We start from the raw sequence: 19,065 nt of genomic DNA on the forward strand, positions 1-19,065 counted from the left end.
CCCGATATCCCCGAGAAAGCTCAGAACTCGCTGCTTTGCACAAGATCAATGGTCCGCAAAATCTCATCGGGATTGATATAATAGTCTTCCCCACGCCCCTCGCCAACGACAAAGCCGTATTTCATACCCAGGCCATCGGCGTAGTCTTTCATCATGTTGTTGAGCCGCCATGGCGGAAACAACATGATCAACGAGGTGCCAGGAGCCATAGCAAGCATTCCGTGCGTCATGCCACTGCCTTCAACGCCAACCAACACCTGCGCTCCGCGGGCCCGCGCGACAATCTGATCCACGGTCAAATGGCGCGGGTCGATGATCTCATATCCCTGAGCCGCAAAAAAGTCTTCAAGCGCAGCCTCGTTTGCCGGGGCCCGGTGAGCACCCCATCCACGTCGGCGGATGAAAATGCCATGACCGTCGCGCGTTCCGGGCAGAGCCCGAACACGGGCGCTCAGGTTTTCCAGGCGCGCAATCTTGTGACTGTTCATGCCTCGGTCTTCGAAAATCCAGGCATGGCGAATTCGCACATCCCCGACCGCCTCGTACGACAAGCCGAAAAGGTCCCAGTACCGCGATACATGCCCGGCCATGTCGGCCGCGACTTTGGCGTCAACATAGCTTTGACCAAAATCCGGGGCCATCAGCGCAGTCGCCCCCCCATCAAAAATCATATGGCCGAAATACATCGTCGCAAAACTGGACAGCGGCAAGACGGCTGTATCCAGTTCTCCGGTCACCTTTGCAAAAGGTCTGGTTCTTTGGGCACCACCCTGATCGTGCCGCATCCGACCGGTCAAAAGCCGACCGCTGGAAAACACCGCGCCATCTATCCTGTAGGCGACCGTCGCAACATCCAGGCGATCCCTCCCAGCCAAGCGGAGGTTCTCCAACTCAAAGGACGAGTAGCTGTCAACACCGGTCACACGATCCAGCTGGCCATTCAGGTGAATCGCCGCTGCCACCGGATTACGTTCTTCGGGGCAGATAACCACCTTTTCGGAAGCCACTTCCTCACAGGATCTTGCAAGACCCAGATGCCGCATCACAAATTGAAGCGTCGGCTTGGCGCTAATTCTTCTGCCGAAGACAGTGTTCATTGATCAGCAACCCAAGCGTCCGGAAAGTGTTTCAAGATAGCCTCTAGCACGACGGTTGATCGTAATCCCAGCCTAAGCTTCCGGCAATGACAAAAATCGCCGGTGGCAGATCCAACGGTGTAAACATCCTGCCATCTGGTCGATGAAGCACCGCGCCGGTCTTCGGACCGACCAGCCTTGCCGAGGATCGTGGAACCATGCCGAATCCTGCACCCTTCTTCGCCCTCTGAAGGCGGTGCACGACCGGCTTCGGTCGAACGCATACTTTACATACTTTTGGATAAGTCGGCAGACCTCATCTAAGGTACGTCCCTACTGGTTATCGATTTCTATTTTTAATGAATATGATCAACAAATTGACCTCATGCGTCCGTTCCAGGTCAATTGCGGCAGAAGGTCCGGAAATATCGTCCTCTCAAAGATACTTCTGATCGCAAGGTCTCAATTTCGTCAGCCGAAGTAAGCCCGCTCGCCCAGGCCCTTTTTCTGCCGGGTGAGTTGTACAGAATAAACAGAACTCATTCTATGGCTGCCAGCGTGTCGGATGAGATTGAAAAAGCTCTTGCATCGAATCTGATCAACACCGAAACGCGCGCTAATCTGATCCGAAACGCTGTGATTGCCGATAACCGGGTCAGCACCTGGTCTGGTTTCAAGGACCTCTCGCCTCGCGACGCTCGCACAAGGCCTGTCCACATCTCTGAGGCGCTCGAAACCGCCGCTCTGTGCTCCTCGTGGCCAGGCGACAACCATTTCGCGCATTTTCCAATTGATGGTGCCCCCACACGGACTCGAACCGCGGACCTACTGATTACAAATTTATTGATTTTTGTTTTTCTTCAAGAAGTTAGAATGCGGTTTATAACTGAAGTTTATAACTTCCGGTCGCTTTGCTGTGTCATTTGCCATGCAAATATGTTATTTTTCAATGAACTAGAACGATAAGAGCTCAGAGACACACGAAGGCTAGCCGCTACTATAATGCCCAAACTGCCATCTGCAAAGAAAGTTTCGAAAGGCGTCTCGATCTACCGGGTGAAGAACTCACCGTTTTGGATGGTCAGGGTTTGGGACCGACGCAAGAAGAAATACAAAACGAGATCGACCGGCGAGACTTCAGCCATTGAAGCAAAGGCGATGGCTCAGGAATTGGCGATAAGCATCTTCAGGTCTGAGCCTGTGGTGGACAGCGACTATCGCTTTGAAACTTTTGCCAAAAAGTTCCTTCACAAATCCCGCATTCAGGCTGAAGCAAAGGAACTCAACGCTAACTATGTCAAGACGATGCATTGGGCAGTCACCAACCAAGACTGGGGTCTCTACGAGTATTTCAAGGATGAGGACATTCGAGAGTTGAGGACACATCATTGGCAGCAGTATTTGATGTGGGTTGAGAAACGGAGACCTAACCTCTCGGCCTCCACTAAGAACACTCTCACTGCGACCTTTCGCAATGTCCTGAAGATCGCTCAAGAAGAGGGTGCCATCGGAAACCTTCCGCAAACCAGCCGATCAAAAATGAAAGACAACCCGAGGCCATTCTTTAGATTTTATCCTCTAGTTCCGAAGGAGGAAGATGCCTACCAAAAGCTCTTACGAACAGCCAAGAAGATGGCGGAAGACAAAATCGTAGTACGGGGTACAACCGTAACGGAAGAACTATACGACCTGATTTTGTTTGTGGTTCACTCATTCGTTCGCCCAACGACAACAGAACTGTACGCCTTGAAACATTCAACCGTCATGGTTGGTGATGATGAGCCACGGAGATTGATACTAACTATCAGAAACGGAAAGACTGGTTACCGTTCCTCCAATACGATGGAAGCTGCTGTATCTGTTTACGAGCGGATTTGTGCGAGAAACCCGGAAGCATCACCGGAGGATTTCTTGTTCTTCCCGGAGTACACCAATCGGACAACCGCAAGGGACGTAATAAAACGACAGTTCGCAGAGCTACTTAAAAGAGCCGATCTTATTATAGATCAAAACACCGGAAAGAACTTCTCGCTATACTCACTCAGGCATACGGCAATTTGCATGAGGATCGTCAACAGTAAGGGCAAAGTAAATATCTACAATCTAGCCACAACAGCAGGGACTTCTGTGGACCAGATCGAGCGTTTCTATACCAAGTATCTACCGGCATCGAGAGAGCTTGCTTTGAACTTGCAGAGCTTTGGAGAATGACAGCGTGTGAAAGATGCGATGTCTGCGACACAGAAGGACCCACCTCCGTCGTTTCGAGCGGAATTGCTCCCTATACATACGTCAAATGCAGCAACTGCAATGAAACTGGCGCTGAGGCCATGGAAATTGTTTTGACATGGCTGACCATCGACAATGCCGCCGACATTCATCCTGAGTTTTGTATGGGCTTGGTGTCATACTCTGACGGACAATATCTTCATTGGCCCGACATACTTAAGATATTTGAGCGAAGAAAATCGAGAGGGTAGCTTTTTCTTGTTTAGCTTTCTACATCCCTCATCACCTTCACTTTGCCATTTTAGCGACATCTACGAGTGTGTTGATCCACTCAGCCGGAAGTGGATCAACAGCAATCTCAAGACGAGCGATTGCTTCAGATTTAACTGCATCATAACCTGCGGAGCTATTTTTGCTGATGAGACGATCAACTGAGATCTCAAGAGCGGCAGCTAATGCAACGAGCATCTCGAAGGAGGGTTTGTTAACACCAGTTTCAAATTTACTGAGCGCTACAACCGAACAATCGGCTCGTTCGGCGAGTTGATCTTGGGTCAGACCAGAGTTCTTTCTGGCGGCCTTAAGGCGCTTTGGGAAGTTGGCAGAAGCTTGAAGGGCGTGTTCTTTAGGTGTCATACCCCTCTGATGGTATGAATTTTATCAACCCAACATATCCAACCGTATTAACTTTCACCACGACTAGTATATAAGGATAATATGAGCGAAAAAAGAGATACAACTAGGTGAAATTTGGAGCCCTCCCCGTACCAATCAAGGCAGGATCGCCAAACGTCTTCTTCGCCGAGAGTGGCTGATGCAGGTCCAGATGCAGATGTGTGTGCAGGTCCAGATGCAGATGTATGTGCAAATGCAGATGCAGATGCAGGTCCAGATGCAGATGCAGATGCAGATGCAGATGCAGATGCAGATGACCAAACGACGAAACTCGAAAAATATGTAACCCCGCTAGGGCTACCTTTTTCCCTTGTCCTCAATCAAAACAAATCAGGAAATTAAAAATGACCTCGACATGGAAAACCGCAACGAGACTGTCTCTAATAGCAGCAGCCGTTGCTCTTTCAGGATGCCGAGTAGACAGCGATTTTGATCTATTCACCTCAGACGTTTTCTTAGTTTCTGAGGGAAAGAATGACCTCTTAACAACCACAAGGATCAAAATTGAAACGACATCCCCCTCGGATTGTGAAGCAAACAAGGAACAGGTAAGAACTATCCTTTCCGACTATTATCCCATCACTGATGGCCCTGTTTGCCAAACTGAAGGTTTCGATACCTTCATGGCGTTCGGTGTCAAAGTTCCCGTGATGACGATGCCGAACCAGAGTGGGTTCGAAATACCAAACGACGCCCCCACTGCACTTGGGCTAAAAAATTCCGACAACGGATTAATTGAAGTCTGGGGCCTTGTTTCGCCTTCCCGATTTGACGCTATGGAAGAACAGTTTAAGCAGCTAAACTCTTCGCTAACCTTGGAGGTAGGGAAAGTACAGGTAACTCTTACCAATGATGAGAGGCATCCCTATAAAGTGTTTGGCCCTGCATCTTGGATCGACAACATTCCATATTTCGGGCCGTCAATTCTATTGAATCAAAGGGATAGAGTAGTTTGGCGGGCGTCAGACGTTGCCGTCGGGTTTCTTTCCGCAAACAACTTCGTCTGGCTCATGACGATACAGAAGTAAAGCACTCCTGGTCGATACCGTTCTAACCAAATCGGCTCCCTAGTTTTCAAGCCTATTTTCGTGGGCTTTCAGAAAACAAAGACCGCAAAGCCCAAATCAAATGAGGCAGATCAAGCATATGTTCAAAATCCGAAATAGATATCTCAAAATGACCTCAGTGGCATTATTTTGTTGGGCCACTACACTACCTCTATCAGCGACAGCAAATGTCTGCGATCCGGATCAATCCCTTGAGTTTTCGGTTAGCGGTGTCCGAGCAGACGACACATTGAACGTGCGAAGTGGGCCTACGACGGAATACCCTGTGGTCGCCGAGCTTCTGCCTAACGAAGTTGGCATTCGATATGGCGGAGACAAGTACTTTCTCGATTGGGAGTGCCAGGCGCTATGTCGAAAGGTTTCTAATGGTCGCCCAGAATTATTTGAAACAGCTCAATCGCAATGTTTTCAGAAAAACAAAGTTTGGTTTGAGATTATTACACCGGCCTCAACTATTGGATGGGTCTCGGCCAAATACCTTTCAAGTTCGTCTGGTCAACAAACTAGTAACTCACCCCAAGTACAAGAAGATGAAAATGATCTATCAACAGAAAATGGGATCGGCAGCATCAACGCTCAGGAGTTTTCGAATTTCGTTATAACTCGTTCCATACTCAATGTGTGTGCCAAGTACGGTTACATAACGCCAAGCACGATGGAAAATATTCGTACCACCTATGACGATTATACTTCAGAACTGCCTCTTCCCGACGGTGAGCTCGCAAACTTCGAAAAAATGGCACGAGAAAGCGACTTAGTCCGCTTGTATCAACTATCGTTCGCACAAAGTAACGGTATCTTCAATTACGACTTACAAACGGACTGCAACGATTTCACAGGTGCCTTTCTGGCGAAGCAAATGTTGTGGGGGCAGTAGCAAAAAACTCAAATTTGGCTTTGGGCTGTACGACTAATGCCCCTGCCCAAAGTCCAAAAAAATAACTTAAAAACAGTTAGTAACCGCATCTCAAAGATTCAAAGTGGCTATCAAAAGCAAGCCTGCCACAGCGCAAAAAAGGCATGGTCCCTTGACCATGCCTTACATTTAAAATTGAAGCTGACCGGCTCTAAGCCGCCTGATCCGTACTGTTTCCTCTGATCTTCTGCCGGTATCGAAGCTCAATGTACTCAGAAACCAGTTGCCGCTGCAGATCGACAAGATACGACTCAATTCGCTTTTGCTCGCTTACATTAATCATATGTTGCTTCATGTCGTGCATTTCTTGGCTATCGTCGAGTGTGCAGCCGCTATCCTCGATTTTCCGATTTATCCCGTTTTCAATTTTGGATAGATGCTCATCAAACATTATATCAAATCTCGAGGAGCTACACTGCCAATACAGCGACATGAAGGGATTCTGATTGAAACTTCTGTCGTCATTCACCTCGTTCACTACCGAAAATAACTTTTCAATGACATTTGGATCAAGCTGCATCCCTCGCACCAATTCCAAAAGCTGCCCAAAATTAGTTTCAGGAGGCAATGCCTTAAAGCCCTCGCCGCTACCCTCATAATCCATGTATCCCCAAAGGTGATCTACACATGAGTGATCTTTATCGCCTTCAAGGATGATATTATCAAATTCTACTTTTCTAACTGACAAATTTATCTCCATTAAAATATGAGGAGACCACCCCCTCACTTCAAACGCAGAACTATATAGGCGACAAGAACCTGAAACTGATGACCTTTTGGAAAAAATATAACAAATTCCTCTAAGAGGTTGATTTCAATTATTTTTAAATTCAGAAAGCAATATGTTCGATTTCAATTGGTTATATTATTATTTGATTTAGAAATTTTAACACCAGATCGGACGGATAATGGCACTAAAAAAACAAGCAAAGATACTAAGCCCAAAACAAGCACAGATACTTTTAAATTATGTATCCAGATTGAGGAATGGAACCAGAAATGCCGCTATTGTTCTTCTCTCGACTAAATCTGGCCTTCGAGCAAAAGAGATTGCAGAACTCAAATGGGAGATGCTCTTGAACCCTGACAGAACTCTAGCCGATGCGATCCACCTAACGGACTCTGCCTCCAAGGGGCGATCGGGCCGAACCATTCCTCTAAACAAACATCTCAAACGAGTACTGCAAGAGCTTCTGAAGCAGAGGAAGAAGAACGGCGATTTCGCTGTTACGTCAAAGGTGATCCAGACTGAGCGTTCAAGCCAAACTTCTGCTCAAGCAGTCGTTAATATGTTCAGTCGCTGGTACTCTGATTTGGGTTTCGTTGGTTGTTCGTCCCACAGCGGCCGACGAACCTTCATTACGTCAGCAGCAAAAAAGGCAGCCACGGTCGGCGGAAGTCTTCGTGACGTGCAAATGCTTGCAGGCCATTCCAGTCTTCAAACGACCCAAAGGTACATTGAAGCCGATACAGATGCCCAACGAAAACTCGTCGATTTGGTGTAATCAATAAGTCGAGATGGGGTGATCCTGAGAGACAGTATTAGCCTGTCGTAATTCAAAAACCTAAACATAGACAGGCAAGGCAGACATGGAGTCTGCGGTTACGTCTATTGCCGAGAAGGTTGGTGCACTTTTTTGAGCGGTAAGTCCGCAGGTAGCCTCATACCTTTTGATACTATTAACAACTCCGAGCCAAGTCGCTTAGTTTGTGCAGAATACTGCACACAGAATTCGTATTGTCGCCTCAGTTTGTAGATCTCGGCGATTTCAGGGCAGTTATCGTACGTTGTGATCCAAGGGCTTTTGACTTTCAACATGCTTGCAGCTAGCACGGCATGATCTTCCGGTTTGTAAAAGCTAGTGTAGAGGTTGGCACCTTTTCCGAAGTAAGGTGGATCAGCGCAAACAAGAGATCGTTGCGGAAGTATCTTTTCAAGTTTGGGAAGAAATTTTAGTGCATCTAGTTGTGTGAAATGTATGCGGTGACGGTATTTTGCGATGCGTTTTATTCGCTTGATGAGGTCAGGTTTGTTGAATCTGCAATCTAGCAGATAGTTTCCTGTCTGCCTGAGCCCCCCTATGACACCTGCGCCTTTAATAATACCGGATCGGTTGGTTCGGTTGAGAAACAAGGTTGCGAAGCCCAATTTTAGGTCATCGTTACCTTCCTGCAAATCCGCATACATTGATTTCTGCTCATGCCATTCGTCAATGGTAACGGGCGTTACCTCAATCAGCTCGCAGATATCGTCATTGTGCTCCAAAATTGCTCGCCAAAAGGCAGCAATCGCAGGATCAATGTCATTGAGGTGCACTTCACGCACTACACCCTCAAAAAGCAAAGACAGAGCGAGTCCGCCCCCGCCTGCGAAGGGCTCCGCATAGTGGCCGCCATCCAGTCCATTCGCATACAGAATGTCGCTCACTAGGTTATGGAGAGCAGATTTTCCGCCCGGATATCGCAGAGGTGAAGCTGTTCGTGTCATTGGAGTTGGGTAGCGCTATCCGGGTCAAGGGTAAATGAGTAATTTGGTCTGTTCACGGATCAACATCAGTCGGGTAGATTTCGTAACACAGCCAGCATCAACGGTGTCAAAACGTCGAAGTCATTTGCCACTTGATTGCCGTCAAAGCTGGCAGCGATAGCGCTGTGTTTAGTCGAATTGCCTTTGCTGGTCAGGTGCTTCAACGATGCTATTATGTTCTTCCGTTCTTCTTTGCCAGAAAAACCAAAGTTATTCTGCAACCTTTGGTGATTAAAGTATCCCTCGAAAGTACTTCCTTCGCCTCCGTGCAAGGCAGCGAGGCTTTCCATCAGTGACCAGAAACCAACTGTAACGATTGGGCAGTGTTGCTTCAATGAGAGGGTGGTAATGGAAACATACAGCGACTGTAGTTTCTGGCTTCCAGATTTTGCGAATGCTGTTTCTAGTTCCGAGGTACCGCCGATCTTCAGGCGAGGTCGGATGCCTACTTTTTCATCATCTTCTTGATTTTCGTCGTCACCCCCTTCACCGTCACCATCTTCATCGCCGTCACTATCGTCATCTTCTGGGCTTTCCGAGCCTTCAGAGTCACGCAGTCGAGCAATCTCTTCAAACGCAGCTTCAATCCGCAGCGGAGTAACACGATCATCTCCGACTCCCGTTTGATCCAACAACAGGTCAGAGTAACGAATGACCGCAGCAGCATTTGACCTAGATGATAAATTGCCTTGCCGTACGTCTTCTAGGAAAGCGCCTAACAACAGTGAAAAGTCAGCGATTTCACGGTCCACCCAATACTCTTTGTCATTGTCTCGAACGATGCCAAGGGCGTTTCTCATCGTTCGGTTTCCGAGGTATCTCTGAACCGTGGTCAACTTTGATGCTCTATCCGCTTCATCAATCATGCCCCTGGCCAAAGCTGGGTCCAGCAGTGCAGCTGCGTCTTGGTTTCGGCCTCCACCTATTGCACGGTTTTGTTGATCCGGAGTCCATCGACGGCGAGACCTACCGTCACGAATGTGCATTCGCTCAACCCACGGCTTCGCCGATTTCTTGCTCTTGAAAAGGACTACATTGATCCTCGGTGAGAGGTGCGCAGGTTTGGCAGCCGCTTCAAGGCGTTTTATCATTTTTGCCCTGCCAACGAGACCCGGTGGAATTTTTTCAGGATCATGTAAGAGCATTAACGCACAAACTCTGCGGTTACCTTCGGCAGCTACATAGGTGGCAGTATCGCCAGTACCCTTCTTCTTGAACACGCCCAAGAGGTCCATTGGGTTGGTGCCCTCTTTGGCAATATCAACAGCCAAATCAACCACATATTCCTTAAGCACCAAATACTCGATGGCCTGCGACGGTCGCTTGAATGGTTGGTGCCGTGGGTTTGATAAATCGAGTGCCAGTTGGTCGATATTGATTGATATTATATTGCCTTGATCTGCCATTCGACGCCTCAACTAAAAATTGTGCGTAGAGGCTACCCTGTTCCTAGGCACATGATCTAGTGCCTAAGTCAAAAAAGAACCTCACAAATTGATCCTGATCGGCTGTTTTTTCAGTACCCGAGGACGCACAGGGAGAAAGGCATTGCAATCCTTGAGTGACCATACAGTGCGTCAGCCACTGACACCGTGTGCTCGTAGTCCTTGCTGTGGACAACTTTTCCACCAGAACGGTATTTGTAAGCGAGCGGCACGGCAAGGAACAAGTAATCTAGCTCAACCATTACTAGCGCCTGTATCAGGTCTCGATATATGGCGTTGCCCATTTTGGCACGCCCGGCTTCTACTTCGAGGCCCACACGCCATTCCGGATGCCATGCGTCCACATCGTATTGTAGGAAAGGGACAGCGTTCTCGCCGAAGAACACTGGCCTTTGTATCTTTTGCGACTTTGTCTTCCCAGACTCAACTTGAAACCCTAGCGAAACTAATTCCGGCCGGACGGTTTCCAGAACTTTGTCACTGGTTAGCCCCTTGTCGGTTTCTAGTGTCGAAATCGTCATGGAATGCTGTTGGAAAGCAGAACGGACATCTGAAACGAACTCGGGAGGAGCCTCTGTTCTTGGGAACGTCGAAAACACTATGCCCATGTTTCTCTCGTACATCAGTTTAACACTTGATCGTTAATAAATTGGCTGAGTCCGCATTTTGTATATCCAGTCTCGAAGGGTGTCTCTGTCTGCATCAGAAACTGGATAGCCCCTAGCATTTCGCATCTGAGCTGCCCCCGGCGATAGACTAGACGTCGTAACAATCAATCCAGATTTCGCATTCTCGTGGAGCACATCAGCATAAACAGATTTGACCAAAGCCTTGTCTATCTTGGCTCGCTGCCGTTTGCACTGGACGATAATAAGCGCCGGGTCACCGTCAGTCGGATTTTGAGGATAAATTCGCAAGTCAATCCCATCATCGTTGCGTCCTGGACCTACATCGACCTGAAACCCCTCTCTCTCAAAGTACTCCGCAGCTAACCCCTCGAACTTTCTCCAATGGATATCGCCAATCTGAGAAAAGTTTTGGTGCAAATAGTCAATAAATCGTTGATCAAAAAACTTGCCGTAGCTGGCTTCCAAAGCTTCGCTTTCAAAGAGAGACTTGAGTTCGACGGTATCCGTCCAGTCGACGCTCCTGATTTTTCCCCACGGAGAACGGTGCATATCGCTGTTGGTGCCCAAGATCATTTCAAGCGCCATCTCTCCCCCTGTCGGGCCATGCTTTGCAAATGCCTGTCGGATGAAGCTAGATGGGTCCAGCATGCCTGACTCAGGAGGTGATATCCGAGCCTGCTCGTTTGCGGTGTTCAAGAACTTGATAAACATCTCCGAAACGGACAGGAAGCATTGGAATTTCGCTTCATCGCCCTTGTACTTGTGGTGTAAGGAAATGTGCGAATTTGTCGGGGTCGGATTGTCAGTGTTTCCTAGGCGGTGGAGCAAGAAGGCAGTTATTTCTTCGACTTCATTTGAATGCAACCGAGCCCACTTTTCGCCGTCTGGCTCCAATCGAACCCGATAGTTCCCTAGTTCATCAAGCAAAGAAAGAAGCTGATCTTGGCTGAGAAGTATGCCGGTCTTGTAGCCGACAATCTCAATGAAACTGTCTATGAAGTACTGCCTGTGGCTTGAGATTCCGCCCATCAATTTCTCCTGCTAATTTTTACCGGAAGACAGAAATCATAGCCGGCGGCGATGAAAGGTTGCGACGTTCTCATTAGACAGAATGCGGTGCAGTAACAACATCATTGCATTGCTGCCTATATACGCAAATTTGCTAAAAAAGTGCCCCAGATTTTGGTCAAATCTGTTTGGGGAACTCCTTTGTTGTCATCGGTTTTTTGGAGACCGCTACTGTAGGTGATAGGACAGGCCCGAACTGGGCGAGATTCGGTAAGTTTATTTCAGATCAGTTTACGGCAAGGGTGTCAGTGAAATGTGCTATTGGGCTCCTGCAAACGTCGAGAAAGAGCATCCATTGCTGCGACTGCTTGGCGAACTTCGGGAATTCCATTCTCCAGATCATCAAGTGTCATAAGCTCAATAGATCGAAACTTTGAATCGACCGAACGAAGCACTTCTGCCCCCTGTTTGCGGAGCGCTATTGTTTCCTGCTCTTCCTTCGACGGCGCAAACGGATTGGCGCTCAAAATCGGACCTTGGGCTAGTTGGTGTTGACGCCACTTCTGTAAGTTCAATTCGCAGTCCGAAGCGAGTTTTTGAAAACTACCCCTAGCGTCAGCAAGTGCAGACCTAGCTTGAAGCCTGACATCTCTCTCGTGTGCGCCGTCAGCGGACTGGACCGATTGCCTCGCAACACCCAACGCCAAGATTGCAATTCGTACGGCCAGAATACTCGCAACCACTGCGACCAGAGTGGAAAGAAGCATTGTCGCCTCTAACCAGTTGTTCTGAAACCACGAGATCACATTTGACATTGCAGCACCTGATTTGGAGATTTTTTTCCAGTTACGTCTATATATGGTGCTGTGAACGATCAATCACAAGCCCGCCCCAATCGTGTCAGGGACTTGGAACACCTTTGCTGAAGAAATTATGCCGGACCATTAGTCAAACGAGTTACCCATTGAAGACCATCATGTCGGCCTTGGTCTCATCCGATACGAACGGGATGTAGTTCAAAAAGTAGGACTTAGCCGAGTAACTGATCACGTTTGTCAGGTCATCGTCTGTGTTGGCTATTTCCCGCACGTCAATCTCTTGAATACAACTTGTGTTGCGACACCCATCATTCAGTCTGAACCCATCTTTCCATAGCTCTTGAAATCTATGTTTCACGGCAGGATGAACGATCAATATGGAGTGGGTGTGCGGCAGTTGGGTGAAGTTATGCTGATGAAATCTTGAACCTGAATAGTCCACAAACGTAAGCATATAGGGATGCAGCTTCCGTCTACTTGTATAGTGGTGATGCTTCACGGTCTTGTTGAGGATGTGATTGTAGACCCTTGGTACAGACAAAATCACATACTGCAATTTTTGCTCATTTGACCCGCTGGTGTTGGTGTCGTTGAAGTGCGTTGTCACAAGATAAAGCCCGGCCGCTAGATCGCTTGATCTTGTGTCCGACAGGCGATTGATCCGGTCTTTGAGGCTATCTTTAAGGCTTGATACGATGGGTCCTTTAGAGGACATCTGGTTAGTTGTTTTCATGATGGTAAGGTTCCTTAAATAAAATAAATCAATAGCCTCCCCGATCATCACAGGGACACTTTGAGGCCAAATGGCGGTGAACTTAGAAACGGGACTTTCCGCTGCGACGTTGCGCCTTCCAAGACAAACATGACCTCATCAACGATCACGTCTGATCTATATATGCTTCCAGCCCCACAAATTTGGTCAAAAAACCTAATTTTTTTCTGATTTTCAGCAACTTAATAGAAGATCGAAGGTCGTCCAGATGAGCGCCTAGAAAGCCTCCGCACACAGCGATTCCCAGCACGACTGAGGCTAAATGTGATTTATAAGTGTTTACAACTCGAGCTTATAAACAAACATAAGCCATCTATGCCGCTAAGTTATTGATTTAATGAGATTTAATGGTGCCCCCACACGGACTCGAACCGCGGACCTACTGATTACAAATCAGTTGCTCTACCAGCTGAGCTATAGGGGCACTGGGTTCCGATTAATATCTCGCACCGGCGACTGCAAGCCCGAATTTTTAGTTCGATCTTAACACCGGACGTTTTGCATGGCCAAAGGCTCGGGTCGACGCAAGCGTCGATTTGACTGCACCGGGCGCAGCCTGTAACCCAACAGGCAAGACACCGGATGGAAGGACGAAATTGACATGCAGGTGGCCATCCACGCCGGCGCGCTTTTCACGGACGAAGGTCGGTTGGAGAAGCTTTTGCAAACCAACGCAAGAGCACTTCGGCAGAATGGCGCACGCTATTGGGGGTTTCGGGCATATAAGAACATATTCCGGCCTGCCCTGGGGGCCGTGAGCGACCGACCAGTTGCCGAGGATACGCGGGCCAAGTTCCGGCATCTGATGCCGCCGCGGCGCCCGCTCCGCCGGGCCATCCTGGCCAGTGCCGAATATATCGGGGAACAGGCTGCGGTCATCATGGATGGGCAGTTCTATCCTCAGGCCGGGCGACGCATGGCGCATCTGGATCAAGTGTTCGACGACGCGACAGTCGAACTGTTCGTCGGATTGCGCAATCCGGGCAGTTTCATTCCCAAGGTTCTAATGTCCCTGTCCGCACCGGAACGCCAGCACATCCTCGGATCAACCGATCTGAGCTGCCTGAGCTGGCTAGCGATGATCGAGGACATCCGCGACCTTGCCCCCGACGTGAACATAACGCTTTGGAGCAACGAAGAAATTCCGCTGCTCTGCGGCGATATTGCATGTGCCCTTGCCGGGCTCCCCGCCGACACGCCGCTTGACGGCGAGTTTACGCTGTTGTCGTCGCTGGTATCAAAGGCAGGGCAGGACGAGCTCGACAACCTGACCAAGCAGGACCTGTCGCGCAACGATGCATCCCTCAGGGACGGGCTGGCTGCGATCTTTCGCCAGCACGCGCTTCCGGATGCAATCGAGGAAGAGGTCGAGTTGCCCGGATGGAACGACGATGTGGTCGCCGCATTCACCGAGCTTTATGAGCAGGATCTGGCCCGGTTGCAGACCATGCCGGATATCCGGTTTCTAAAGCCCTGACTGGTCGGGCTACATGCCCAACGCTTCTTTATACATCTCCAGCACCGCCTCTTCTTCGGCAATGTCATCTTTGTCGCGCTTGCGTAACGCGACGACCTTACGCATCACCTTGGTGTCGTAGCCGCGGGCTTTCGCTTCGGCCATGACCTCTTTCTGCTGGTCGGCGATGTCCTTCTTTTCGGCCTCAAGACGCTCGAACCGTTCGACAAACTGGCGCAGCTCGCCTGCGGTCACACGGTAGTTGGCTGCGGCCTGGTCTTCGGTGATGTCTTCCATCTGCATCTCTCCCAAGGGCTGAAAATAAGGCACCGGATCACCGGCCCCGTGCCGGATACAGTGCCGTCCGTCCGACCGCAAGCGCACATTCGGATCAGCGGGCTTGTCTGGCGTGCGACGATCCGCTAAGCGCGGTGACAATTCTTGAGATGAGCGTAGGAAACCATGTTCGACATCATCGTCTGGGGCGGGGCGGCCCTGTCTCTGGCCGGGCTACTCGGCCTTGTCTGGTGTATCCTGCGCGTGATGAAGGCGCGTAAATCCGGCCTGCCGGATGCCGAGTTGCGTGCCGCCGTTCAGGGCGTCCTGCCCTGGAACCTCGCCTCGCTGTTCCTGTCGGTTCTGGGGTTGATGCTGGTCATCCTCGGAATATCCTTTGGATAACCCGGCGGTCAGATCGGCATATTGTCAAACCGCGCTTCAAGCGCATCTTCGCACAGCGCCGCATCCAGCCGCCGCAACCGCGACGGAATCTGAACACCCTGCGCCCGCATTTGGTCCAGCACCTTGCTGACGCTGGGCTGCAACGCCAACCGGGTTTCCAGACCTGCACCGTCCAGTTTCTGTTCAAGCTGCTCCGCTTCGATATAGAGATCCTGAGCCGTCATTTGCATCCTCCCACATATGACCAGTCTGACCGATTTAGGTAACAACATTAAGACCAGCACGAGACCCGGTTAACGCCTCGCGGTTTCTTGCCTATGCTTGGAAAAAGCCGACCATGCGTCGCGGGTTGCACAAGACTTATACGAAAACAGGGCCAATTGCCTTGACGGACATCAACTCGTGATTTGGAACTTGCGTCACATTCCGCTATCACTATATGAAATCACCCGGCGCGGAGGACCCCATGACACCCCTTGTGAAAGCCTTTTTCGACCCTCAGACCTTTACCGTGTCCTACGTCGTGCAAGAACCGGAAGGTCAAAGCTGCGCCATCATCGACAGCGTGCTGGACTTTGATCATGCCTCGGGCCGCACAGATACGGCGTCAGCAGATCAGATCGTGGATTATGTCACGGCGCAGGGGCTGAAGGTCGATTGGATTCTGGAAAGCCATGTGCACGCCGATCACCTATCCGCTGCGCCCTATCTGCAGGAAAAGCTGGGCGGAAAGATCGGGATTGGCGAGAATATCGTGGTGGTCCAGGACACGTTCGGCAAGGTCTTCAACGAAGGGACCGAGTTCCAGCGCGATGGCAGCCAGTTCGATGCGCTGTTTACCGAAGGGGCCAGCTTTCACATCGGACAGATGCGCGGAGATGTTCTGCACACACCCGGCCACACTCCGGCCTGCATGACATATGTCATCGGCGATGCCGCATTCGTAGGCGATACGCTGTTCATGCCGGATTTCGGTACCGCGCGCTGCGACTTTCCGGGCGGGTCGTCGGCGGACCTTTATGCGTCGATCCACAAGATTCTGTCTCTGCCGGATAAGACGCGCATCTTTGTCGGCCATGACTACAAAGCGCCGGGTCGGGACGAATATGCATGGGAAACCACGGTCGGAGAGCAGAAGGCCCTGAACATCCATATCGGTCAGGGCCGCAGCATCGAGGAATTTGTCGAGATGCGCGATGCCCGCGATGCCACGCTTTCGATGCCACGCCTGATCCTGCCGTCGCTGCAGGTCAACATGCGGGCCGGGCAGATGCCGCCTGCGGATGAACAGGGCGATGTGTTCATGAAGCTTCCCGTCAACAAGCTGTGACGCACGGATAGGAGAGGACCGCGATATGATGATCGAGTGGTTTTGGGGCCTGGCCGGAGGGCTTCTGATCGGGCTGGCCGCCGCCGTTTACCTGCTGTGCAATGGCCGCGTCATGGGGGCCAGCGGAATTCTCGGCGGGCTGCTGGAACGCAGCGACCGCGGCATCCTGACCGAGCGTCTGGCTTTCATGGCCGGGTTGATCGGGATGCCGTTTCTGCTGCGCCCCTTGATCGCACCGCAGACGGAAACCCACCTGACCGGCGATCTGGCCATCGTGATCCTGGCCGGGCTTTTGGTCGGCGTCGGCACGCGCATCGCCAATGGCTGCACGTCAGGGCATGGTGTCTGCGGCATCTCGCGATTCTCGCTGCGGGGGATCGTCGCCACGGTATTCTACATTCTGGCGGGCGGGCTGACCGTTGCGCTGTTTCGCCATGCTTTGGGGGTGATCTGATGCGGGGACTCTTTGCATTCATTGCCGGTTCGCTGTTCGGCACCGGGCTTTTGATTTCGGGCATGACCGACACCACAAAGGTGCAGGGCTGGCTGGACGTTTTCGGCAACTGGGACCCGACACTGGCCTTTGTCATGGGCGGAGCAATCCTGCCCATGCTGATCGCGTGGCGCCTGACCCGTCACGGCGTACCGGTGACAGGCGGACACTTCCCGGCCCCACCCCGGGTCGAGCTTGACCGGCGGCTGATCGTAGGTTCGGTCCTGTTCGGGGTCGGTTGGGGGTTGGCGGGGCTTTGCCCCGGCCCCGCGATGGCCTCGCTCAGTTATGGGGGCGCTGGCGGGATTGTGTTCCTGATTGCGATGATTGCAGGCATGTTTGCGGCCCCCAAACTGGGCGCGCAACTGGACAGGATGGCCAACCCGGCCTAAGCAATTGTCATGGAGATTCGACCAATTACCCCCCGCTACGCCGTCTCGCCGCAAATCACGGTCGAGGATGTGCCAGCCATCGTCGAGGCAGGTTTCGTCAAGGTGATCTGCAATCGCCCCAATGCCGAGGTGCCGACGGACCAGCAGTCCGACGCGATCGGTCAGGCCGTGCGCGATGCCGGGCTGGACTATGAAGTTCTGGAGCTGACGCACCAGACCATGACACCCGAAAATGTCGCGCTGCAGCGCGATATGGCCGAGAGCTGCAGCGGGCCCGTGCTGGCCTATTGCGCCTCGGGGACGCGGTGTTCGGTGGTGTGGGCGTTGGGGCAATGCGACCGGCTTAGCACTGATGACATCCTTGATGCGACCAGCAAGGCAGGCTACGCGCTGGACAATCTGCGCCCCGCTTTGGATCAGATGCGCGAGCAGAGCTAAGGCGCTCAGAGGTCCTCATCTGTCTCAGGCAAACCCGCAAGCTGCGAAATCTCGGAAACCATTTGCACCGAGTCAATCGGCAGCAGATTCCCGGCCCCGATTGCATTTTCGGGCAGTGTCGGGTCCTCCATGACCTCGCCCATTGCCTGTAGAGGTGGCGCATCAAGCGTGTCAGGCGACCCCGAGGGAGTGGCGAGGAACGGCTGCGGCTCAGTGTAGGTCAGCGCAGTTGCGGGCTGATGTTCGTTGACCCGAACCGCCCGCATTCCACCGCATTGGCCCAGCCGTCCGATGGCCATCCGCGCCCGGTCGATGCTGACCACCTCAACCTTATCCAGCTTTGATCCGCTCAGCGGCAAGACATCCCCAACCGTCAGATCGGACAGGTTCGTCAGCGGCAGGGACATGCGGCCAAGCACAGCCGTCAGCTCGGCCCGCATCACGCCCGAGGCCTGATCCAGATTTCGGCCCGACCCAGTTTCCGGCCCGGCCTGATCAGGCTCTGTCAGAGGCGGATCGGGCAGCAGAATGCACATCTCTGCCTGCCGCGCGCCCCCGGCCAGTTCCACCGTCAGATCAATAACCCGATAGCTGTCTTCAGCCATCGCCAGCATCAGCGTCCGCACGTCGTCAGCCCGCGAGGCATATTCATATCCCGAAAGGCTGGCTACATCCGCCGGACCTTCGACCAGACCGCGCGCACGGCCCAGCATATCCTCAAGCAACGGCGCGGCCATCGCAGCATCCGTGCCGGTAAAAGCCCGCCCCGACGGCGGCTCGGCAGAGACCATTCCAACGGTCTGCTGCTGCACGATGGCCGAGACACATCCCGGGGCCAAGCAGACTGCCGCAGCACCCGCATGTTCCGACGTAAAAAGCAGCAGCAGCCACCCGTCCTGCACCCGGTCAGCCAGTTCAGGCTGTGGCCGCCGGGCCTGCTTGGCACCGATCACGGACAGCGTCAGCCCGATCCCCTCGCCCGCCGCGCGCGCCAACCCCAACCGCAGGGCCCGCAGAATCGAGCGGGGCGGCTCAGGCAGCCCCTCCTGCCCTGCCGAAAGCTTGCGCGCCAATGCCGTGTTGGCCTGAACTGTCATCGTCCGAATCCACCAT

Annotated in this window: 23 protein-coding genes and 1 tRNA gene; 11 read left to right on the forward strand and 13 right to left on the reverse strand. The window is 51.7% G+C overall.

What is annotated here, in order from left to right; translation table 11 throughout:
- Positions 1–20: 20 nt before the first annotated feature.
- Positions 21–1,007, reverse strand: coding sequence for a glycosyltransferase family 61 protein (locus ACR0J1_RS08345; protein ID WP_480732718.1), 987 nt, complete (start codon positions 1,005–1,007; stop codon positions 21–23).
- A gap of 1,071 nt (positions 1,008–2,078) precedes the next feature.
- Between ACR0J1_RS08345 and ACR0J1_RS08350 the strand changes: the two genes are divergently transcribed.
- Positions 2,079–3,287, forward strand: a complete 1,209-nt coding sequence (locus tag ACR0J1_RS08350; protein ID WP_480732717.1) for an integrase — start codon at positions 2,079–2,081, stop codon at positions 3,285–3,287.
- 306 nt (positions 3,288–3,593) lie between these two features.
- On the opposite strand, the gene ACR0J1_RS08355 is transcribed toward ACR0J1_RS08350, so the two are convergent.
- Complete coding sequence (locus ACR0J1_RS08355; protein ID WP_480732716.1) at positions 3,594–3,941, reverse strand: helix-turn-helix domain-containing protein; 348 nt, start codon at positions 3,939–3,941, stop codon at positions 3,594–3,596.
- Between the two features lie 178 nt (positions 3,942–4,119).
- On the opposite strand from ACR0J1_RS08355, the gene ACR0J1_RS08360 reads away from it, so the two are divergent.
- The 3 genes from ACR0J1_RS08360 to ACR0J1_RS08370 all read left to right on the forward strand — a co-directional run bounded on the left by ACR0J1_RS08360 (position 4,120) and on the right by ACR0J1_RS08370 (position 5,924).
- Entirely contained in the window at positions 4,120–4,266 is a 147-nt protein-coding gene (locus ACR0J1_RS08360) for a hypothetical protein (protein ID WP_480732715.1), read from the forward strand.
- Positions 4,267–4,324: 58 nt separating this feature from the next.
- Positions 4,325–5,008 carry a DUF7424 family protein gene (locus ACR0J1_RS08365; RefSeq protein WP_480732714.1) on the forward strand — a complete coding sequence of 228 codons (684 nt, stop codon included), beginning with the start codon at positions 4,325–4,327 and terminating at the stop codon, positions 5,006–5,008.
- A 304-nt stretch (positions 5,009–5,312) separates the two neighbouring features.
- Positions 5,313–5,924 (forward strand): hypothetical protein, encoded by a 612-nt coding sequence (locus tag ACR0J1_RS08370; RefSeq protein WP_480732713.1) that lies wholly within the window; start codon positions 5,313–5,315, stop codon positions 5,922–5,924.
- Between the two features lie 190 nt (positions 5,925–6,114).
- Here the strand turns inward: ACR0J1_RS08370 and ACR0J1_RS08375 are convergent, their stop codons facing one another.
- Positions 6,115–6,651 carry a hypothetical protein gene (locus tag ACR0J1_RS08375; protein WP_480732712.1) on the reverse strand — a complete coding sequence of 179 codons (537 nt, stop codon included), beginning with the start codon at positions 6,649–6,651 and terminating at the stop codon, positions 6,115–6,117.
- A 220-nt stretch (positions 6,652–6,871) separates the two neighbouring features.
- On the opposite strand from ACR0J1_RS08375, the gene ACR0J1_RS08380 reads away from it, so the two are divergent.
- A complete protein-coding gene (locus ACR0J1_RS08380; protein WP_480732711.1) occupies positions 6,872–7,468 on the forward strand; it encodes a tyrosine-type recombinase/integrase in 597 nt (198 codons plus the stop codon).
- Positions 7,469–7,572: 104 nt separating this feature from the next.
- Here the strand turns inward: ACR0J1_RS08380 and ACR0J1_RS08385 are convergent, their stop codons facing one another.
- The 7 genes from ACR0J1_RS08385 to ACR0J1_RS08415 form a co-directional block, all read right to left on the reverse strand.
- Entirely contained in the window at positions 7,573–8,451 is an 879-nt protein-coding gene (locus tag ACR0J1_RS08385; RefSeq protein ID WP_480732710.1) for a DNA adenine methylase, read from the reverse strand.
- Between the two features lie 65 nt (positions 8,452–8,516).
- On the reverse strand, positions 8,517–9,896 hold the full coding sequence (locus ACR0J1_RS08390; protein WP_480732709.1) for a hypothetical protein: 1,380 nt from the start codon (positions 9,894–9,896) through the stop codon (positions 8,517–8,519).
- Positions 9,897–10,006: 110 nt separating this feature from the next.
- The gene (locus tag ACR0J1_RS08395) at positions 10,007–10,558 is read right to left on the reverse strand and encodes a hypothetical protein (protein ID WP_480732708.1); all 552 of its coding nucleotides are present in this window, start codon (positions 10,556–10,558) and stop codon (positions 10,007–10,009) included.
- Positions 10,559–10,576: 18 nt separating this feature from the next.
- Positions 10,577–11,593: a restriction endonuclease gene (locus ACR0J1_RS08400; RefSeq protein ID WP_480732707.1), complete on the reverse strand. Its 1,017-nt coding sequence runs from the start codon at positions 11,591–11,593 to the stop codon at positions 10,577–10,579.
- Positions 11,594–11,877: 284 nt separating this feature from the next.
- A complete protein-coding gene (locus ACR0J1_RS08405; RefSeq protein ID WP_480732706.1) occupies positions 11,878–12,387 on the reverse strand; it encodes a hypothetical protein in 510 nt (169 codons plus the stop codon).
- Positions 12,388–12,529: 142 nt separating this feature from the next.
- Positions 12,530–13,123: a hypothetical protein gene (locus tag ACR0J1_RS08410; RefSeq protein ID WP_480732705.1), complete on the reverse strand. Its 594-nt coding sequence runs from the start codon at positions 13,121–13,123 to the stop codon at positions 12,530–12,532.
- Between the two features lie 387 nt (positions 13,124–13,510).
- A tRNA-Thr gene (locus tag ACR0J1_RS08415) sits at positions 13,511–13,586 on the reverse strand.
- Positions 13,587–13,916: 330 nt separating this feature from the next.
- Here ACR0J1_RS08415 and ACR0J1_RS08420 point away from each other — a divergent pair.
- On the forward strand, positions 13,917–14,639 hold the full coding sequence (locus ACR0J1_RS08420; RefSeq protein WP_480732704.1) for a hypothetical protein: 723 nt from the start codon (positions 13,917–13,919) through the stop codon (positions 14,637–14,639).
- Positions 14,640–14,648: 9 nt separating this feature from the next.
- Here ACR0J1_RS08420 and ACR0J1_RS08425 read toward each other — a convergent pair whose 3' ends face one another.
- The gene (locus ACR0J1_RS08425) at positions 14,649–14,915 is read right to left on the reverse strand and encodes a DUF2312 domain-containing protein (RefSeq protein ID WP_170397751.1); all 267 of its coding nucleotides are present in this window, start codon (positions 14,913–14,915) and stop codon (positions 14,649–14,651) included.
- Positions 14,916–15,080: 165 nt separating this feature from the next.
- On the opposite strand from ACR0J1_RS08425, the gene ACR0J1_RS08430 reads away from it, so the two are divergent.
- The gene (locus ACR0J1_RS08430) at positions 15,081–15,299 is read left to right on the forward strand and encodes a hypothetical protein (RefSeq protein ID WP_480732703.1); all 219 of its coding nucleotides are present in this window, start codon (positions 15,081–15,083) and stop codon (positions 15,297–15,299) included.
- Between the two features lie 8 nt (positions 15,300–15,307).
- Here ACR0J1_RS08430 and ACR0J1_RS08435 read toward each other — a convergent pair whose 3' ends face one another.
- Positions 15,308–15,523 (reverse strand): hypothetical protein, encoded by a 216-nt coding sequence (locus ACR0J1_RS08435; RefSeq protein ID WP_480528537.1) that lies wholly within the window; start codon positions 15,521–15,523, stop codon positions 15,308–15,310.
- Between the two features lie 242 nt (positions 15,524–15,765).
- Between ACR0J1_RS08435 and ACR0J1_RS08440 the strand changes: the two genes are divergently transcribed.
- The 4 genes from ACR0J1_RS08440 to ACR0J1_RS08455 are packed head-to-tail and all read left to right on the forward strand — an operon-like array spanning position 15,766 to position 17,952.
- Positions 15,766–16,629 (forward strand): MBL fold metallo-hydrolase, encoded by an 864-nt coding sequence (locus tag ACR0J1_RS08440; protein WP_480732702.1) that lies wholly within the window; start codon positions 15,766–15,768, stop codon positions 16,627–16,629.
- Positions 16,630–16,654: 25 nt separating this feature from the next.
- Positions 16,655–17,083 (forward strand): YeeE/YedE family protein, encoded by a 429-nt coding sequence (locus tag ACR0J1_RS08445; protein ID WP_480732701.1) that lies wholly within the window; start codon positions 16,655–16,657, stop codon positions 17,081–17,083.
- Complete coding sequence (locus tag ACR0J1_RS08450) at positions 17,083–17,514, forward strand: DUF6691 family protein (RefSeq protein WP_480732700.1); 432 nt, start codon at positions 17,083–17,085, stop codon at positions 17,512–17,514. The genes ACR0J1_RS08445 and ACR0J1_RS08450 overlap by 1 nt, the downstream gene beginning before the upstream one ends.
- Positions 17,515–17,523: 9 nt before the next feature.
- Positions 17,524–17,952, forward strand: a complete 429-nt coding sequence (locus ACR0J1_RS08455; protein WP_480732699.1) for a protein tyrosine phosphatase family protein — start codon at positions 17,524–17,526, stop codon at positions 17,950–17,952.
- Positions 17,953–17,957: 5 nt separating this feature from the next.
- Here ACR0J1_RS08455 and ACR0J1_RS08460 read toward each other — a convergent pair whose 3' ends face one another.
- On the reverse strand, positions 17,958–19,049 hold the full coding sequence (locus ACR0J1_RS08460; protein WP_480732698.1) for a FliM/FliN family flagellar motor switch protein: 1,092 nt from the start codon (positions 19,047–19,049) through the stop codon (positions 17,958–17,960).
- Positions 19,050–19,065 lie beyond the last annotated feature (16 nt).

It is taken from the genome of Ruegeria sp. CJ3, assembly GCF_056536725.1.

Coding starts and splice junctions, on each gene's coding strand:
- ACR0J1_RS08350 (WP_480732717.1), top strand. CDS start 2,079: ATGCCCAAACTGCCATCTGCAAAGAAAGTTTCGAAAGGCGTCTCGATC.
- ACR0J1_RS08355 (WP_480732716.1), bottom strand. CDS start 3,941: ATGACACCTAAAGAACACGCCCTTCAAGCTTCTGCCAACTTCCCAAAG.
- ACR0J1_RS08360 (WP_480732715.1), top strand. CDS start 4,120: ATGCAGGTCCAGATGCAGATGTGTGTGCAGGTCCAGATGCAGATGTAT.
- ACR0J1_RS08365 (WP_480732714.1), top strand. CDS start 4,325: ATGACCTCGACATGGAAAACCGCAACGAGACTGTCTCTAATAGCAGCA.
- ACR0J1_RS08380 (WP_480732711.1), top strand. CDS start 6,872: ATGGCACTAAAAAAACAAGCAAAGATACTAAGCCCAAAACAAGCACAG.
- ACR0J1_RS08385 (WP_480732710.1), bottom strand. CDS start 8,451: ATGACACGAACAGCTTCACCTCTGCGATATCCGGGCGGAAAATCTGCT.
- ACR0J1_RS08390 (WP_480732709.1), bottom strand. CDS start 9,896: ATGGCAGATCAAGGCAATATAATATCAATCAATATCGACCAACTGGCA.
- ACR0J1_RS08395 (WP_480732708.1), bottom strand. CDS start 10,558: ATGTACGAGAGAAACATGGGCATAGTGTTTTCGACGTTCCCAAGAACA.
- ACR0J1_RS08400 (WP_480732707.1), bottom strand. CDS start 11,593: ATGGGCGGAATCTCAAGCCACAGGCAGTACTTCATAGACAGTTTCATT.
- ACR0J1_RS08405 (WP_480732706.1), bottom strand. CDS start 12,387: ATGTCAAATGTGATCTCGTGGTTTCAGAACAACTGGTTAGAGGCGACA.
- ACR0J1_RS08410 (WP_480732705.1), bottom strand. CDS start 13,123: ATGAAAACAACTAACCAGATGTCCTCTAAAGGACCCATCGTATCAAGC.
- ACR0J1_RS08425 (WP_170397751.1), bottom strand. CDS start 14,915: ATGGAAGACATCACCGAAGACCAGGCCGCAGCCAACTACCGTGTGACC.
- ACR0J1_RS08430 (WP_480732703.1), top strand. CDS start 15,081: ATGTTCGACATCATCGTCTGGGGCGGGGCGGCCCTGTCTCTGGCCGGG.
- ACR0J1_RS08435 (WP_480528537.1), bottom strand. CDS start 15,523: ATGACGGCTCAGGATCTCTATATCGAAGCGGAGCAGCTTGAACAGAAA.
- ACR0J1_RS08440 (WP_480732702.1), top strand. CDS start 15,766: ATGACACCCCTTGTGAAAGCCTTTTTCGACCCTCAGACCTTTACCGTG.
- ACR0J1_RS08445 (WP_480732701.1), top strand. CDS start 16,655: ATGATGATCGAGTGGTTTTGGGGCCTGGCCGGAGGGCTTCTGATCGGG.
- ACR0J1_RS08450 (WP_480732700.1), top strand. CDS start 17,083: ATGCGGGGACTCTTTGCATTCATTGCCGGTTCGCTGTTCGGCACCGGG.
- ACR0J1_RS08455 (WP_480732699.1), top strand. CDS start 17,524: ATGGAGATTCGACCAATTACCCCCCGCTACGCCGTCTCGCCGCAAATC.
- ACR0J1_RS08460 (WP_480732698.1), bottom strand. CDS start 19,049: ATGACAGTTCAGGCCAACACGGCATTGGCGCGCAAGCTTTCGGCAGGG.